This is a genomic window from Pseudoclavibacter caeni, from assembly GCF_008831125.1.
GTDB classification, from domain to species: domain Bacteria; phylum Actinomycetota; class Actinomycetes; order Actinomycetales; family Microbacteriaceae; genus Pseudoclavibacter_A; species Pseudoclavibacter_A caeni.
In genome coordinates this window covers 38,152-52,457 of sequence record NZ_WBKA01000004.1, presented here as the reverse complement: position 1 = coordinate 52,457, position 14,306 = coordinate 38,152, and the positions used below count along the sequence as shown (strand labels likewise).

Genomic DNA, 14,306 nt, shown 5'->3' with positions numbered 1-14,306 from the left:
ACCATGACTCACGCCCAGCCCGCGGCCGCAGCGCCGCGTTTCACCACCGACACCCCGGGAGCCCCCGCGCTCGCGGCCTTCCCCCGGGTACGCCCGCGCCGTGGCCGGGTCACCCCGGCGGTGCGCCGCATGATGCGCGAGACACGCATCGACCCCGCGCAGCTGACCCTGCCCCTGTTCGTGCGCGAGGGCATCGACGAGCCGGTGGACATCGCCTCGCTGCCCGGCCAGCAGCAGCACACGATCGACTCGCTGCGCCGCATCGCGGTGCGCGCGGCCGAGGCCGGTGTCGGCGGCATCAACCTGTTCGGCATCCCCGCTCACCTCGACGCGGTCGGCTCGCAGGCGGACGCCGAGGACGGCATCGTGCAGCGCGCCCTGCGCGCCCTCGTGCCCGAGGTCGGCGACGCGCTCGTGATCCAGTCCGACCTGTGCCTGGACGAGTTCACCGACCACGGCCACTGTGGCGTGCTCGACGCGGACGGCACCGTCGACAACGATGCGACCCTCGAGCGGTACGGGGCGATGGCCCTGGCCCAGGCGCGCGCCGGGTCGCGGATGCTCGCCCCGAGCGGCATGATGGACGGCCAGATCGGCTACCTGCGCGACGTGCTCGACGCGAACGGGTTCCAGGACGTGCTGCTGCTCGCCTACTCGGCGAAGTACGCCTCCGGGTTCTACGGGCCGTTCCGAGAGGCCGTCGACTCGCAGCTGCGCGGCGACCGCCGCACGTACCAGCAGGATCCCGCCAACGGTCGCGAGGGTGTGCGCGAGGCGAGCCTGGACGTCGCGGAGGGCGCGGACATCGTCATGGTCAAGCCCGCCGCGTCGTTCCTCGACGTGCTCTACCGGGTCGCGCAGACGAGCCCCGTCCCGGTGTGGGCCTACCAGGTCTCCGGGGAGTACGCTGCGATCGAGGCGGCGGCCGCGAACGGCTGGCTGCAGCGCGAGCGGGTCATCGACGAGGCCGTCACGGGCATCTTCCGGGCCGGAGCCGACGGGCTGCTCACCTACTGGGCGATCGAGCTGGCCGAGCGCCTGCGCACGGGCGACTTCGCCGCCTGAGCGGCCCGGTCACCGGCGCGGCCGTGCCGGCGACCGCCGGCCCCATGGCGGGCACGGCCGGTGAAGACCAGAGAGCGGGAGAAGAAGAGGACGAACATGACCACGAATGCAGAGCTGTTCGAGCGTTCCGCGCGCATCATCCCGGGCGGGGTCGACTCGCCCGTGCGCGCGTTCGGCTCGGTGGGCGGGGTGCCCCGCTTCATCGCGAGCGCGTCTGGCGCGACCGTCACCGACGTGGAGGGGCGTCAGTACATCGACCTGGTCGGGTCGTGGGGGCCGGCGCTGCTCGGCCATGCCGAGCCGCACGTCGTGGCGGCGGTGCAGGAGGCGGCGGCCCGGGGGCTGTCGTTCGGCGCGCCGATCGAGGGGGAGGCGGAGCTCGCCGAGCTCGTCGCCGCCCGGGTCGAGCGGGCCGGGGTGCGGCCGGTGGAGCGGCTGCGCTTCGTGTCGACGGGCACCGAGGCGACGATGACGGCGATCCGGCTCATGCGCGGGGCGACCGGGCGGGATCTGATCGTGAAGTTCTCCGGGCTGTATCACGGGCACTCCGACTCGCTGCTTGTCGACGCGGGCTCCGGGCTCGCGACGTTCGGGCTACCGGCCTCGGCGGGGGTCACGGCGGCGACGAGCGCGCAGACGATCGTGCTGCCGTATAACGACCTCGACGCGGTGCGCCGGGTGTTCGACGAGCGCGGGGATGACATCGCCGGAATCATCGTGGAGGCCGCGGCGGCGAACATGGGCGTCGTCGCCCCGCTGCCGGGGTTTAACGCCGGGATCATCGACATCGCCCACGCGCATGGCGCGCTGGTCACGTATGACGAGGTGCTCACCGGGTTCCGGGTGAGCGAGTGTGGCTGGTGGGGGCTGGAGAACGCGGACGCGGCGGAGCCGTATCGGCCGGATCTGATGACCTTCGGCAAGGTCATCGGCGGAGGCATGCCGATCGCCGCGGTCGGCGGGCGCGCCGGGGTCATGGACCTGCTCGCGCCGGTGGGACCTGTGTACCAGGCGGGCACGCTGAGCGGCAACCCGCTGGCGATCGCGGGCGGGATCACCACGCTGCGGCTGGCGGACGCCACGGTGTACGAGCGGGTGGACGCGGCCAGCGCCGCTCTGCGAGACGCGATCGGCGAGGCGCTCGACGCGGCCGGGGTGGCCCACCGCATCCAGACCGCCGGGTCGCTGTTCTCGATCGCGTTCGGGGAGCACGACGGGCCGCTGACCGACTATGCGCAGGTGCGGGCGAGCGAGACCTGGCGGTACGCGCCGTTCTTCCACGCGCTGCTCGACCAGGGCGTGGCGGCGCCGCCGTCGGCATACGAGGCGTGGTTCGTGTCGGCCGCGCATGACGCCGAGATCGTCGACCGCATCGCGGCCGCGCTGCCCCGGGCTGCCGCCGCGGCGGCCGAGGCCCGGCCGCCCGAGGCGTAGTCGCGGAGACGGACGACGGCCCCGGCAGACTCTCACAGAGGGGAGCCCGCCGGGGCCGTCGGGTGGCTTGGGCGCGCGTCAGCGCGCGGCCGGGGTCACGCCCATTTGGAGGCGAGGTGGTCGGCCTCGATCCAGCGGACCGTGCCGGACTTCGAGCGCAGCACGATCGACTGGGTGTGGATGTACCCGTCTCGGGGGCCCTTGACGCCCTTGAGCAGCACGCCGTCGGTCACGCCGGTGCCGACGAAGAAGGTGTTGTCGCTGGCGACCAGGTCGTCACCGCCATAGATGCGGTCGACGTCGAGGCCGGCGTCGATGCCGCGCTGGCGCTCCGCGTCGTCCTTCGGGGCGAGGCGGCCCTGCATGAACCCGTCGAAGGCCTTGATCGCGGCGGCGGTGATCACGCCCTCGGGGCTGCCGCCGCGGCCGATGAGCAGGTCGGCGTCGCCCCAGGGGCTCGCCGCGTTGATGCCGCCGACGACGTCGCCGTCGAGGATCAGGCTCGTCTTCGCGCCGACCGATCGGATGCGCTCGATGAGTTCCTCGTGCCGGGGGCGGTCGAGCACGATCACGGTCATCTCGCCGACGGGCTTGCCCTTGGCGCGGGCGAGCTCGCGGATGTTGTCCTCCGGGCTCTGGTCGAGCGAGACGACGCCGACGCCGGTGCGGTCGGTGACGATCTTGTCCATGTAGAACACGCTCGACGCGTCGAGCATGCTGCCGCGGTCGGCGACGGACATGATCGACACGGCGTTCGGGCGGCCGGCGGCCGTCTGGGTGGTGCCGTCGATCGGATCGACCGCGATGTCGACCTGGACGCCGGTGCCGTCGCCGACGTGCTCGCCGTTGAACAGCATGGGCGCCTTGTCCTTCTCGCCCTCGCCGATCACCACGACACCGTCGAACGAGACGGTGTGCAGGAACTGGCGCATGGCGTTGACGGCGGCGCCGTCGGCCTCGTTCTTCTGGCCGCGGCCGGCCCACGCCGACGCGCGGATCGCGGCGGCCTCGGTCGAGCGCACGAGCTCGAGGGCGAGGTTGCGGTCGGGCTGCTGGGACTGATCAGTCATCGAGAACTCCTCTGGACGCGGTCGCGGATCGACCGCCTTGACTTTCCTCCAGCCTACCGTGTGCGGGATGCTCGGCCGGGGCGCCGGCCCGCGTCGCGCCCGCGCGAGTATACTGGGCTGGTTGAGACCCATGTCTCTCATGGCGCGTGGCGTTCGCGCGCGTCGTCTCCGCTCAGTCAAGGAAGTCCTGCCTCTATGTCCATTGTCTCCCGCGAGGATCTTCGCAACGTCGCCATCGTGGCCCACGTCGACCACGGCAAGACCACGCTCGTCGACGCGATGCTGAAGCAGACGAACTCCTTCGACGCGCACGCCGACGTCGAGGACCGCGTGATGGACTCCAACGATCTGGAGCGCGAGAAGGGCATCACGATCCTCGCGAAGAACACCACGATCTTCTACAACGGCCCCGCCAGCGACGGCCGCGACATCACGATCAACGTCATCGACACACCGGGACACGCCGACTTCGGCGGCGAGGTCGAGCGCGGGCTGAGCATGGTCGACGGCGTCGTCCTCCTCGTGGACGCCTCGGAAGGCCCGCTGCCGCAGACGCGCTTCGTGCTGCGCAAGGCGCTCGCCGCCCGGCTGCCCGTCATCCTGGTGGTCAACAAGACCGACCGTCCCGACGCGCGCATCGCCGAGGTCGTCGACGAGAGCCAGGACCTGCTGCTCAGCCTGGCCGGCGACCTCGAGGACGAGGTGCCGGATCTCGACGAGGACGCCCTGCTCGACGTGCCGGTGATCTACGCCTCCGGGCGCGCCGGGCGCGCCAGCTGGAACCGTCCCGCCGACGGCGAGCTGCCGGACTCCCCGGACCTCGAGCCGCTGTTCGAGGCGATCATGAAGCACGTGCCCGCGCCGACCTATGACGACGAGGCCCCGTTGCAGGCGCACGTGACGAACCTCGACGCATCGAACTTCCTCGGCCGGCTCGGGCTCGTGCGCATCTTCAGCGGCGAGCTGCACAAGGGCGAGCAGGTCGCGCTCATCCGCTCCGACGGCTCGACCGAGCACGTGAAGATCACCGAGCTGCTCGCCACCCGGGCGCTCGACCGCGTGCCCACGGAGTCGGCCGGCCCCGGCGAGATCGTCGCGGTCGCGGGCATCCCCGACATCATGATCGGCGAGACGATCACCGATCCGGAGGATCCTCGGCCGCTGCCCCCGATCGTGGTCGACCCGCCGGCGATCTCGATGACGGTGGGCATCAACACCTCGCCGCTCGCCGGCCGGGTGAAGGGCGCAAAGGTCACCGCCCGCCTGGTCAAGGAGCGCCTCGAGCGCGAGCTCGTCGGCAACGTCTCCGTGCGCGTGCTGCCGACCGACCGGCCGGACACCTGGGAGGTGCAGGGCCGTGGCGAGCTGGCGCTCGCGATCCTCGTCGAGGAGATGCGCCGTGAGGGCTATGAGCTCACCGTCGGAAAGCCCCAGGTGGTCACCAAAGAGGTCGACGGCAAGACGTATGAGCCGGTCGAGCGGCTCACCATCGACGTGCCCGAGGAGCATCTCGGCGCGGTCACGCAGCTGCTCGGCGAGCGGCGCGGCCGGATGGAGAACATGGCCAACCACGGCACCGGGTGGGTGCGCCTCGAGTTCGTGGTGCCCTCCCGCGGCCTGATCGGGTTCCGCACACAGTTCCTCACCGACACGAAGGGCACTGGCATCGCGAACAGCATCTCCGGCGGCTACGAGCCGTGGGCCGGGCCGATCCAGACCCGCAGCACCGGGTCGATCGTCTCCGACCGATCCGGGCAGGTCACCGCGTACGCGATCACGAACCTGCAGGATCGCGGCCAGCTGTTCGTCCAGCCCGGCGACGAGGTGTACGAGGGCATGGTCGTGGGCGAGAACCCGCGGCAGGAGGACATGGACGTCAATATCGTCCGCGACAAGAAGCTGACGAACATGCGCTCCTCCACGGCTGATGTGTTCGAGCGGCTCAACGTCGCCAAGCCGATGACACTCGAGGAGGCGCTCGACTTCATCCGCGACGACGAGTGCGTCGAGGTGACGCCCGAGGCCGTGCGCATCCGCAAGGTCATCCTCGAGCAGAACCAGCGGCAGAAGGTCGCCGCGCGCAACAAGCACCGCGGCTGAGTCGGCCGCACGGATCGTCTCGCCGCGCCCGTGACCGGGCCGTCGGATGGCGCCTGACCGGGGTCCGGGACGGAGCCCCCAGTCGGGCCTGGAGTCTCCCGCCGCGGCGGTGACCTGCGCCGGGGTCAGCCGAGGGCGTCCACGAGCAGCACCCCGAGGGCGAGCGGGATGGGTGCCGCGGCCAGGGCGAGGACGATCGCGGTGACGACCCGGTGATCCCGCAGCAGTGCCACCACCTCGCGCAGGAAGGCGCTTGGCCGGTAGTAGGCGGCGGTGCGGGCGCCCACAGCGTCGCCGGGCAGGCCCAGACGGCGCAGCAGGGTTGCCGCGCGCAGTGCGTGGTAGTCGCTCGTCACCGCGACGAGTGGGCCGGTCACCCCGTGCTCGGCGAGCAGTGCGGCGCTCAGACGCAGGTTCTCCTCCGTCGTATGCGAGCGGTCCTCCACGAGCACTGGGTCGGCGGCGAGCTCGGGATGCTCCGTGTACCAGGCGCGCATCGCGTGACCCTCGGCGGTCGGCTCGTCCGCGCCGTGTCCCCCGGAGACGACGAGGGGCGCGGACGGATGCGACGCACGCACGAGGTCAGCGACCCGGGCGCCCTCGCGCAGGCGCCCCGCCAGCAGCGGGGGCACCCGGCCGGCGATGAGCCCGGCGCCGAGCACGACGATCGCCCGCGCGTCGCCGAGGTGCCGCCGGGCGAGTCGGGCGTGGACGAGCGAGGTGACGAGCACCCCGGTGAACAGCAGACCGGCGGTGACGACGAGCGGGAAGGCGAGCAGCACCCACGCCGCGACCTGCGGGCTGTCGAACGCCACGCTCGCGACGGCCACTACGAGGTAGCCGAGGATGGCGAGGCCGGCCAGCAGCGACAGCAGGTGGGCGGGGGAGCGTCCCTCACGGCGCAGCATCTGCACGCCGTTGAACAGCAGGTAGCCGGCGAGCACGAGGGAGCCGAGGGCGCTCACCCCGACCGCGCCGAGGACGGTCCACGCGCCGAGGCTGGCCGGGCCGATTCGCACGGGCGCGTTCGCCGCCAGCACGAGCAGCCCGTAGAGGGCGAGGAGGACGGCGGCGACGGCGGCGAAGCCGATGCGCAGGCGGCGGGGATCCTGCCGCGCCCACAGGATCGAGGCGGCGGCGAGGACGACGGCGAGCAGGAGGAGGATCATGCCTTCCATTCTCGCCCATGCCCGCCCGGAGACCCGGTGGCCGCCCCGGAGACGCAGAACGACCGTGACCGCACGAGGCGCGGCCACGGCCGAGGTTCGCACGCCCTTGTGCGGGGCCCGAGCGGGCCGCCCGCCGAGGGCGATCGGGCTCAGACGCCCGGGTAGTGCCGCTCGGTCTCGCCGAGGTAGAGCTGGTGCGGGCGGCCGATCTTCGTGGTCGGGTCGGCGTTCTGCTCGCGCCACTGGGCGATCCAGCCGGGCAGGCGGCCGATCGCGAACAGCACGGTGAAGAACTTGGTCGGGAAGCCCATCGCCTTGTAGATCACGCCGGTGTAGAAGTCGACATTCGGGTACAGGCGCCGCGACTGGAAGTAGTCGTCCTTGAGGGCGACCTCCTCGAGCTGCATGGCCAGGTCGAGGAGCGGGTCGTGCACGCCCAGCTCGTCGAGCACGGTCTCGGCGGTGGCCTTGACGATCTTCGCGCGCGGGTCGTAGTTCTTGTAGACCCGGTGCCCGAAACCCATCAGGCGGATGCCGGACTCCTTGTTCTTCACCTTCTCGACGAAGTCGGGGATGCCCATGCCCTCGTCGCTGATCTGCTGGAGCATGTGCAGCACGGCCTCGTTCGCGCCGCCATGCAGCGGGCCGAACAGCGCGTTGATGCCAGCGGAGATCGAGGCGAAGATGTTCGCCTGGGTGGAGCCCACCAGGCGCACGGTGGAGGTGGAGGCGTTCTGCTCGTGGTCCTCGTGGAGGATGAGCAGGCGCTCGAGCGCCTTGCTGACGACCGGGTTGAGCTCGTACTCCTCGGCGGGGGTGCCGAAGGCGAGGCGCAGGAAGTTCTCGACGTAGCCGAGTCGGTTGTCCGGGTAGAGCAGGGGCTCGCCGAGGCTGCGCTTGAGGGTGTAGGCCGCGAGCACCGGCATCTTCGCCAGCAGGCGGATGGTGGAGATCTCGACCTGCTCGGGGTCGGTGGGGTCGAGGGAGTCCTGGTAGAACGTGGACAGCGCGCCGACGGCGCTGGCCATCACCGACATCGGGTGCGCCTCTTTGGGGAAGATGTCGAAGATGCGCTTGAAGTCCTCGTTGACCATGTTGTGGTGCAGCACACGGTAGGTGAAGTCGTCGAGCTGCTCCTTCGTGGGCAGCTCGCCGTAGATGAGCAGCCAGGCGGTCTCGAGGAACGAGGAGTGCTCGGCGAGTTCCTCGATCGGGTAGCCGCGGTAGCGCAGGATGCCTTTGTCCCCGTCGATGAACGTGATGTTCGATCTGGTCGAGGCGGTGTTGACGAAGCCGGGGTCGAACGAGGTGAGCCCCGTCTGCCTGGCGAGCCTCGTGAAGTCGATCGCGCGGCTGCCGGCCGCGCTCTCCAGGATGGGGAACTCGGCCTCGCCACCCGGGTGGATCAGCTTCACGGTCTGGTCACGGTCGCTCACTGCTGCCTCCTTGCTTTGTGACTGCGTCACAGCGTCGTAGCACGGTCTTTCGTATCCTACGTACGAGGTGTCCGGCGCGGAAATCGAGTCTCCCGCAGATGTCGCAGACGTCGACCGCCCCCGGTGCGACGGCCGGAGATCAGCGGGCGAGGCGCCTGGCGGCGGATCGGATGTCAGCGTCCGTGGCGGTGAGCGACAGGCGCACGTGCCGCTCACCGGCGGGGCCATAGAACGCGCCGGGGCCGCCGATCACTCCGAGCTCGGCCAGCGCGCGCATGGTCGCCCAGCCGTTCTCTCCCCGCGTGCCCCACAGATACAGGCCGGCGGAGCTGTCGGTGATCTCGAGCCCCCAGGCGCGTGCCGCGGGCAGCAGCAGGTCACGGCGACGCCGGTAGATCTCGCGTTGGACACGCACGTGCTCGTCGTCGCCGAGCGCCGCGGTCATGGCCGCCTGGATCGGGCGGGGCAGGGCGAGCCCGAACTGGCGGCGCAGGTTCACGAGGCCTGCGACGAGCGCCGGGTCGCCGGCGACGAATGCCGTGCGGTACCCGGCCAGGTTCGACTGCTTGCTCAGTGAGTACATGGAGAGCACGCCGGTGTGGTCGCCGTCGGTCACGTCGTCCTCGAGGATGCAGGGGACGTGCTCGTCCCATGGCGCCTCCCATCCGAGCTCGGCGTAGCACTCGTCCTGCACGACGATCGCGCCGAGCTCGCGGGCCCGGGCGACGGCGGTCCGCAGCGTGGGCACGTCGTTGACCCAGCCGTCCGGGTTGCCCGGCGAGTTCAGCCAGACGAGCCGGGTGCTCTCGGGCCACTCCTCGGGGGTGTCGCTGCTGACGAGCCGGGCGTCGCAGGCCTCGGCACCGACCGCGTAGGTGGGGTAGTGGATGACCGGCTGCACGACCGTGTCGCCGGGGCCGAGCCCGAGCCACAGTGCGAACTGGGCGATGAACTCTTTGGAGCCGATCGTGGGCGCGCACGCCTCGGGCGCCACGCGCACCCGGCGGCGCCGGGCGTACCAGTCGGCGATCGCCCGGCGCAGCTCGGGGGTGCCGGCGGCGGAGCCGTAGCCGGGTGTGTCGGCATGCCGGGCGAGCGCCTCGCGGATGAACGCGGGCACCGGGTCGACCGGCGAGCCGATCGAGAGATCGACGGCGCCCTCTGGGTGCCGTGCCGCCAGCGCGCGGATGTCCGCCAGCTGCTCCCACGGGTACGTCGGCGTCTGGGAGATGAGATCGCGTCCCACGGATTCCTCCTGTGCCTGCCGCGCGGGCACGCGCGGGCGTCTGCTGCGGCGGGCGGTCAGGCGGCGTCGCCGCGGGGCGGCAGGGCGGCCACCTCGGGATGATCGTAGCCTGTCGGGCCGACCTTCGCGGCGCCGCCGGGCGAGCCGAGCTCCTGGAAGAACTCGGTGTTGATGCGGTGGTAGGTCGCCCACTCGTCGGGAAGGTCGTCCTCGTAGTAGATGGCCTCCACTGGGCAGACCGGCTCGCAGGCACCGCAGTCCACGCACTCGTCCGGGTGGATGTACAGGGTGCGCTCGCCCTCGTAGATGCAGTCGACGGGACATTCCTCGATGCAGGCGCGGTCCTTGACGTCCACACAGGGCAGGGCGATCACGTAGGTCACGGGTCTCAAACCTCCGAAAGTCTCGGGCTGCAGTCTAGTCGCGGCCGGCCGCCGGCGACAGGCAGGCGACCCTTGGTCGGGGCGGGCGCGCCGATCAGCGTCCGCCGCCTGAGCGGTGCAGCGGGATGAAGGCGACCACGGCGACGGCGAGCATCCCGCCGTACAGCCAGATCGCGCCGAGCGGCACGGTCATGAGTGCCTGGCTCGAGGAGGCCTGGGCGAGGGTGTACAGAGCGGCCCAGACGCCGAGCGCGTACCAGGCGGCCGACCAGGGCGGCGCGGGCTCGAGTCGCAGGGCGAGGGCCACGCCGACGAGCGCGATGAACGACACGACGAGCCCCCAGGGGATGGCGGGGTCGGCCTGCCCGGTCGGGCGCCACACCGCCGCGTGGCTGAAAGTCGTGATCGTGGCGACGAGCATGCCGAGCAGCACGAGCGCGATCGCGGTGCCCGCACGCTCCAGCAGGAGGATGCCGCGGCCGGACGGCATCTCGTCGACGGGGTGGCGGTGCAGATCTCCCTCGCGGGCGGCGAGCGGCTCCCAGCCGTTGATCAGGTCGCGCTCGGCGTCGGGGGAGACGGGGCGGGCTCGCCCGCCGATCTCCACGAGGTACTCGTAGCCCTGCACGGGCGCGCCGGTGCCGTCGGCGAGCGTCCAGACGTCGCCTTCCAGCGCGATCCGGGTGCGATGACACTGCAGCGCCCGGCGGATCGTCTCGCGGCGGGCGCGCACGTCGACGCTCGTGTCGACGCGGCGGTCGGGGACGGTGGTGTGTCGGTCGTGCGGACGCGGTCGCACGACGCTCCTGCTGCGGGCCAGTCGGCGCAGATCGTGCCGCAGGGGCCCGCGGGGGCGCTCGACGGCGAACAGGGTGCGCGGGTGCCAGGCCTCGTCGTCACGGTGCGCCTCGGCGAACGCCCGGGCCGTGGCGCGCCGCACCGCGGCGTGGTCGGGATCGGCGTCGACGGCGCCGAGCGTGACGATCGCATGGGGGCGCAGCTGCTGCACGACCGCCTGCACGTCGGCGGCGACCGCCTCCGGGTCGGCCTCGGCGAGCGGCGTCGTCGCGGCCGACTCCGCGGCGGGTGTGGCGGACGCCGGGGCCGCGTCCGCATACCGGTGCAGCGGCACGTCGGCCGGTTTCGCCCGCAGCCCGCCGAGCCAGCGGTGGTCGGTCACGCCGAGGCAGGCAAGTGCCTGGGCGAGCTCGGACTCGCGGGCGGCGGCGAGCGCGGCGGGGTCGGAGGCGAGGTAGCGCAGCTCCTCGGGCAGCACCGGGGCGTGCTCGCCCCGGGTGACGGTGACCACGGTCACCTGCGCGCCCTGGGCCACGGCGTCGGCGATCGTGCCGCCGACCCACACCGTCTCGTCGCCGGGGTGCGCGAGCACGAAGAGGATGCGCTTGGCCGTGTTCTCCATGCGGCCCATTGTCGCACCGCCCGCCGACACGGCCGGCGCGGGGCGGACGGTCGAGATAAGGATGCGCGACGTGTAGACAGGCGAGCCTAACCTGTGCCGCCCGATCGGTGTTAGGATCGTGAGCCGTCGCTCACCTCATCTGATGATTGGACCCGGTTGTTCCTCGGCACATTCCTGATCGGCCTGCGCGAAGGCCTCGAGGCCACGCTCATCGTCGGCATCATCGCCGCGTTCCTCAAACGCAACGGTCGTCCGCTGCGCCCGATGATGATCGGGGTCGCTGCAGCCGTCCTGCTGAGCATCGCCGTGGGCGTCACCCTGCAGCTGCTCTCGCGCAGCCTGCCCCAGGCGCAGCAGGAGGCCCTGGAGACGGTCATCGGCGTCGTCGCGATCGTGTTCGTCACCACGATGATCCTGTGGATGAACCACCACGCCCGGTTCATGAAGCGAGATCTCGAGCATGACGCCTCCAGCGCGCTCAACAGCGGCGGAGCGTGGGCGCTGGCGGGCATGGCCTTCCTGGCCGTGCTCAAAGAGGGCTTCGAGACGGCGGTGTTCCTGCTGGCCGCCATCCAGGCGTCCGCCAGCGAAGGGGCGGCGCTGGGTGGCGCCGTCGTCGGCATCCTCGTTGCGGTCGCGATCGGGGCCGGCATCTACGTCGGGGGGTTGCGGCTCGACCTGCGCATGTTCTTCCATCTCACGGGCGTGTTCCTCGTGTTCGTGGCGGCGGGACTGGTCATGAGCGCGCTGCGCACCGCCCATGAGGCGGGCTGGGTAGTGATCGGCCAGCAGCAGGTCGCCGACTTCTCCACCTGGATGCCGAAGACCTCCGTGCTCGCCGCGGTGGTGACCGGCATGTTCGGCATCCCCACGGATCCGCGGCTGATCGAGGTGCTCGGCTGGCTCGCCTATCTCGTGCCCGTGCTGACGATCTACTTCTGGCCGCAGCGGTATGCCGTGCCGCTCGAGCGCCGGCCGGCGCTGAAGCGGTGGCTCGCCGCGGCGGCGGCGGTCGTGGCCGTGATGCTGCTCGTCGCGGTGCCCCGCGGCGACACGGACGTCGTGGGCGACACCCGTCGGATCACCGCGGATGACGGCGGCTCAGGCTCGGTCACGGCGACGGTGACGGGGGATGCGCTCCAGCTCGTCGTGGCGGGCGACGTGCCGGGGGCCGTCCACACCCTGCAGCGGGTCTCGGACGGCGAGGTCGACGGAGTGCCGGTGACGCAGTGGGAGACGACGGAGCAGCAGCCGGCCTCCGCTGAGCTGCCCCGGTCCGTCACCCTCGCCGAGCTGCAGCGACTCAACGGCGGCCGGCTGCCCTCCGGGCTCAATGCGGAGCGCACCCCGGGGCCGTTCGCCGCCAGCTGGTCCCAGCGGGCGTTCATCAGCGCGCGCACGAGCGGGTCGGCGCTCGTCACCGCCGAGCAGGAGGTCACACTCACCGCGACACTCGTCGGGGGCGGGGTCAGCGGAGAGAAGACCGTGAGCGTCAGCGGCGCCGTGGCGGACGACTGGTCGGTGCCTGACGACGAGGCCGATGACGCGCAGGGCGCGCTCGAGGCAGCGCGAGCCGAGGCCGACGAGCGGACGCTGTGGTGGGTCTGGGTGCCGGCGGCGCTGGTCGTCACCGCGCTGGCGCTGGCGACCAGCGGCGCATGGGATCGTCGCCGTGCGCGGGTTCAGGAGCTTCCCGGTGGAGAGACCGGGGACGAGAAGGAGGCGAGCTGATCCTCGGCTCGCCGGACTGAGAGGGAGACAGATGAAGAAGCATCAGACGCGAGTGCTCGTCGCCGGTGGCATGGCCGTCCTCGCCGGGATCAGCCTGGCCGGCTGCTCGTCGAACGGCAGTGGGCCGAACGACTCGGAGGGGACGTCGCAGGTCAACGTGACGCTCAAGAGCGACGGGGGCAAGGAGACCTGCGCCCTTGACACGACCGAGGCGCAGGCGGGCCCGGTGACCTTCACCGTCACGAATGAGAGCGCGCCCTCGATCAGCGAGGTCGAGCTGCTCCACAACCAGAAGATCATCGGCGAGAAGGAGAACCTCGCTCCCGGCCTGGACGCGGTGAGCTTCACCTCGACGCTCGACGGCGGTGACTACAAGATCTACTGCCCGGGCGCGGACACCGAGTATGTCGACTTCACCGTCACGGGTGAGGCCGCCGCACCCAGCGGATCGACGCAGGACATCCTCAAGCAGGGGGTGGCCACGTACGGCTCGTACATCACCGATCAGGTCGCCCAGCTGGACGCCACGGTCAAGACGCTCGACGAGAAGGTGCAGGCCGGTGACCTCGAGGGAGCGAAGACCGCCTACGCCGCCGCCCGTCCGTACTACGAGCGCGCCGAGTCCGCGGTCGATGGATTCCAGATGCCCGGCAACGAGGATCCCGAGGACAACACGAAGAACCTCGACTACCTCATCGACATGCGCGAGTCGAACCTCGACGAGGCGGCCGGCTGGCACGGCTTCCACGCGATCGAACGCGATCTGTGGCAGGACGGCGAGATCACCGACCAGACGAAGGCGTACTCCACCGAGCTCGTCAGCAACGTCGACATCCTGAACACCCAGGTCATCCCGACCTTCACCGAGGACCTCAAGCCCGAGGACCTCGCCAACGGCGCCGCCGACCTGCTCGAGGAGGTCGCGACGACCAAGATCACCGGTGAGGAGGAGGCGTACAGCCACATCGACCTCGTCGACTTCGCCGGTAACGTCGAGGGCTCGCAGCAGGCGTACGCCGCGTTGCGCGACGGACTGGAGAAGATCGATGCCGATCTCGTCAGCCGCATCGACCAGGAGTACCAGGACGTGCAGGAGACGCTGGACGGCTACCGTGACTCGAGCGCCCTCGGCGGTTTCAAGGCGTACACAGCCGAGCTGAAGGCGAGCGACTCGGAGAAGCTCACCAAGGCGATCCAGCCGCTGCACGACGACCTCGCCTCCCTGGCGGAGAAGGTCGCCACCGCGCAGTGA

11 protein-coding genes are annotated in these 14,306 nt (G+C 71.3%); 5 read left to right on the top strand and 6 right to left on the bottom strand.

Going from position 1 to position 14,306, the window contains the following annotated elements:
- Positions 1-3 precede the first annotated feature (3 nt).
- Together hemB and hemL are read left to right on the top strand one after the other, a co-directional pair.
- Positions 4-1,065 carry a porphobilinogen synthase gene (gene hemB, locus F8O02_RS06085; RefSeq protein ID WP_158036364.1) on the top strand — a complete coding sequence of 354 codons (1,062 nt, stop codon included), beginning with the start codon at positions 4-6 and terminating at the stop codon, positions 1,063-1,065.
- A gap of 96 nt (positions 1,066-1,161) precedes the next feature.
- A complete protein-coding gene (hemL, locus tag F8O02_RS06080; protein WP_158036363.1) occupies positions 1,162-2,499 on the top strand; it encodes a glutamate-1-semialdehyde 2,1-aminomutase in 1,338 nt (445 codons plus the stop codon).
- 95 nt (positions 2,500-2,594) lie between these two features.
- Here hemL and glpX read toward each other — a convergent pair whose 3' ends face one another.
- Positions 2,595-3,569, bottom strand: a complete 975-nt coding sequence (gene glpX, locus F8O02_RS06075; RefSeq protein WP_158036362.1) for a class II fructose-bisphosphatase — start codon at positions 3,567-3,569, stop codon at positions 2,595-2,597.
- 195 nt (positions 3,570-3,764) lie between these two features.
- Here glpX and typA point away from each other — a divergent pair, with 195 nt between their 5' ends.
- Complete coding sequence (typA, locus tag F8O02_RS06070) at positions 3,765-5,669, top strand: translational GTPase TypA (RefSeq protein ID WP_158036361.1); 1,905 nt, start codon at positions 3,765-3,767, stop codon at positions 5,667-5,669.
- A gap of 125 nt (positions 5,670-5,794) precedes the next feature.
- On the opposite strand, the gene F8O02_RS06065 is transcribed toward typA, so the two are convergent.
- The 5 genes from F8O02_RS06065 to F8O02_RS06045 form a co-directional block, all read right to left on the bottom strand.
- Positions 5,795-6,838 (bottom strand): YdcF family protein, encoded by a 1,044-nt coding sequence (locus F8O02_RS06065; protein ID WP_179416291.1) that lies wholly within the window; start codon positions 6,836-6,838, stop codon positions 5,795-5,797.
- A gap of 149 nt (positions 6,839-6,987) precedes the next feature.
- A complete protein-coding gene (locus F8O02_RS06060) occupies positions 6,988-8,274 on the bottom strand; it encodes a citrate synthase (protein WP_225734144.1) in 1,287 nt (428 codons plus the stop codon).
- 139 nt (positions 8,275-8,413) lie between these two features.
- The gene (gene dapC, locus F8O02_RS06055; protein WP_158036358.1) at positions 8,414-9,520 is read right to left on the bottom strand and encodes a succinyldiaminopimelate transaminase; all 1,107 of its coding nucleotides are present in this window, start codon (positions 9,518-9,520) and stop codon (positions 8,414-8,416) included.
- Positions 9,521-9,576: 56 nt separating this feature from the next.
- A complete protein-coding gene (fdxA, locus tag F8O02_RS06050; protein ID WP_158036357.1) occupies positions 9,577-9,903 on the bottom strand; it encodes a ferredoxin in 327 nt (108 codons plus the stop codon).
- Positions 9,904-9,997: 94 nt separating this feature from the next.
- A complete protein-coding gene (locus tag F8O02_RS06045; RefSeq protein WP_179416292.1) occupies positions 9,998-11,323 on the bottom strand; it encodes a PIG-L deacetylase family protein in 1,326 nt (441 codons plus the stop codon).
- A 156-nt stretch (positions 11,324-11,479) separates the two neighbouring features.
- On the opposite strand from F8O02_RS06045, the gene efeU reads away from it, so the two are divergent.
- Positions 11,480-13,054, top strand: a complete 1,575-nt coding sequence (efeU, locus tag F8O02_RS06040) for an iron uptake transporter permease EfeU (protein ID WP_158036355.1) — start codon at positions 11,480-11,482, stop codon at positions 13,052-13,054.
- Positions 13,055-13,085: 31 nt separating this feature from the next.
- A complete protein-coding gene (gene efeO, locus F8O02_RS06035) occupies positions 13,086-14,306 on the top strand; it encodes an iron uptake system protein EfeO (protein WP_218859563.1) in 1,221 nt (406 codons plus the stop codon).

Coding starts and splice junctions, on each gene's coding strand:
- hemL (WP_158036363.1), top strand. CDS start 1,162: ATGACCACGAATGCAGAGCTGTTCGAGCGTTCCGCGCGCATCATCCCG.
- F8O02_RS06065 (WP_179416291.1), bottom strand. CDS start 6,838: ATGATCCTCCTCCTGCTCGCCGTCGTCCTCGCCGCCGCCTCGATCCTG.
- hemB (WP_158036364.1), top strand. CDS start 4: ATGACTCACGCCCAGCCCGCGGCCGCAGCGCCGCGTTTCACCACCGAC.
- glpX (WP_158036362.1), bottom strand. CDS start 3,569: ATGACTGATCAGTCCCAGCAGCCCGACCGCAACCTCGCCCTCGAGCTC.
- F8O02_RS06045 (WP_179416292.1), bottom strand. CDS start 11,323: ATGGAGAACACGGCCAAGCGCATCCTCTTCGTGCTCGCGCACCCCGGC.
- typA (WP_158036361.1), top strand. CDS start 3,765: ATGTCCATTGTCTCCCGCGAGGATCTTCGCAACGTCGCCATCGTGGCC.
- efeO (WP_218859563.1), top strand. CDS start 13,086: ATGAAGAAGCATCAGACGCGAGTGCTCGTCGCCGGTGGCATGGCCGTC.